The following is a 2213-nucleotide window of genomic DNA, read 5'->3' as shown; positions in this document are numbered from 1 at the left end:
TGCCGCCGAAAATGCCGGTGCCGCCGGCTGCGTAAGGTCCGACGCGGTAAATCGGGATCGGAACGAACTGCTCGCCCGCGGCTTCCGCCGGCGCGGAAACGATCGCTTCAGCCAGCGCTACGCCCAGCATCGCCAGGGTGGAAAAAATAGCTTTGTGCATTGTCACCTCCAGTGGTCGAGTCAATCTTCTTATGGCCGCAATCAGTTTACAACCCTAATGCGGGAACGGCCATAACCGCAGTTTTTCCTTGCCGATCTGCCACAGCCGCGCGAGGCCGAGCGGCTCGACGGCCAGAAAGAAAACGATCAAACCGCCGAAAATGATGAGTTCGAGATTCGAGAGCAGGCTGGAGCTGACGTTGCCGCCGGCGATCATGTGCGCGCTCACGTTCAGCAGAATCGGCAGCAGCACGATGAACGCGGCGCCCAGGAACGAGCCCAGGATAGTGCCGATACCGCCAATGATGATCATGAACAGGACTTGAAACGAGCGGTTCAGGTCGAACGCCTGCGGCTCGACGGAGCCCAGATACACGAATGCCCAGAGCGCGCCTGCAATCCCGCAGTAGAACGAACTGATCGCAAACGCGAGCAATTTGGTTTTGAGCAGCGGAATGCCGATGACTTCCGCGGCGACATCCATATCGCGCACCGCCATGAACGCGCGGCCGGTTTCCGAGCGCATCATGTTTTTTGCGAGCAGCGCGAGGATGGTGACGATCGACAGCGTGAGCAGATACTTTCTTACCGGCGTGTCAAAAGCAAAACCGAGGATAGCCATGCGTGGTGCGCTAATCACGCCGGATGAGCTGTAATTCGAAAACCAGCCGAATTTGGTGAGCGCCCATTCGATAAAAAACTGCGCGGCGAGTGTCGCGACAGCGAGGTAAAACCCCTTGATGCGCAGGCTCGGCAAGCCGAACACGATACCGACGAGCGCCGCCGTCAGGCCGGCGAGGACGAACGTCGCCAGCAGCGGCAACGCGGGCACGCGCAGAGCAAAGTTGAATGCGGCGAAGGCGCCAACCGCCATAAATCCGGCCGTGCCGAGCGACAACTGGCCAGCGTAGCCGGTCAGGATATTAAGCCCCAATGCGGCAAGCGCAAGCACCAGAAACTGAATCAGAATCGCGCTGAACCAGTAATCGTTACCGATGAAGGGAACGACGATAAACGCGAATACCAGCAAGACGACCATTGCAATCCGGTCCTGGCGGATCGGAAATATCTGCAGGTCGGCGGCGTAAGTCGTTTTTAGTTGGCCGGTTTCTCGGTAAAACATTTACTCGCCAGATCCCCGAAAATTTTTCGCGCGCTTCGAGATTCCTGCTCCCGGCTTTAGCACGTCGCGACAAGTCTTACACCCGGTCAATGTGTTTCTCCCCAAACAAGCCCTCCGGCCGCACCATCAGAAACAGCAGCGCAAGCATATAGGGTAGCCAATTCTCGATGCCGCTGCCGATGATGGGCCCGAGATACACCTCGGCGAGCTTTTCCGAGGCGCCCACGATCAGGCCGCCGACGATGGCGCCGGGAACCGAAGTAAAGCCGCCGAGTATCAAAACCGGCAAGGCTTTCAATGTGATCAGGGTCAACGCGAACTGCACGCCGAGGCGCGAGCCCCACAGCAGTCCCGCGACCAGCGCAACGAAGCCGGCGACGGCCCAGACGATGGCCCAGATATGTTGCAGCGGGATACCGACGGCAAGCGCAGCCTGGTGATCGTCCGCGACTGCGCGCAGCGCGCGGCCGATGCGCGTGTACTGGAAAAACACCGCGAGTACGGTGACCAGAATCCCCGCGGTTGCGGCGGCGAACAAATCGAATTGACTGATGAAGATGCCCGCGACTTCAAACGGCTTGTCCTCGATCCCGAGATCGAGCCCGTGCACCTGCGCATCCCATACGCCCTGGGCGAGGCCTTCGATGAAGAACGTCAGTCCTATAGTCGCCATGAATAGCGTAATCGGCGGCTGGTTTACCAGCGGCCGCAGCACCACCCGCTCGATCGCGACGCCGAGCGCGACCATGACCGCAAGCGTGATCACCAGCGCCAGCGCCATGTGCAGACCGCGTTCCGTCAAGCTCACGAAGGTCAGCGCCGCGAAGAACACCATCGCGCCCTGCGCAAAATTGAACACGCCGGACGCTTTGTAGATCAGCACGAAGCCGAGCGCGACCAGCGAATACATGACCCCGGCGAGCAGGCCACC

3 protein-coding genes are annotated in these 2213 nt (G+C 59.9%); all 3 read right to left on the bottom strand.

The features are described 5' to 3' along the window. Positions 1–160 (bottom strand): ABC transporter permease (locus H0V78_10325; protein MBA2352150.1); only part of this gene is annotated, 160 nt, incomplete at its 3' end. A 54-nt stretch (positions 161–214) separates the two neighbouring features. Beyond that, on the bottom strand, positions 215–1282 hold the full coding sequence (locus tag H0V78_10320) for a branched-chain amino acid ABC transporter permease (protein ID MBA2352149.1): 1068 nt from the start codon (positions 1280–1282) through the stop codon (positions 215–217). Positions 1283–1358: 76 nt separating this feature from the next. Beyond that, positions 1359–2213 (bottom strand): branched-chain amino acid ABC transporter permease (locus tag H0V78_10315; GenBank protein ID MBA2352148.1); only part of this gene is annotated, 855 nt, incomplete at its 5' end.

The sequence above is a fragment of the Burkholderiales bacterium genome, from assembly GCA_013695435.1.
GTDB lineage: Bacteria > Pseudomonadota > Gammaproteobacteria > Burkholderiales > JACMKV01 > JACMKV01.
The sequence above is the reverse complement of the archived record's forward strand: the minus strand, read 5'-3'. Positions and strand labels throughout refer to the sequence as shown.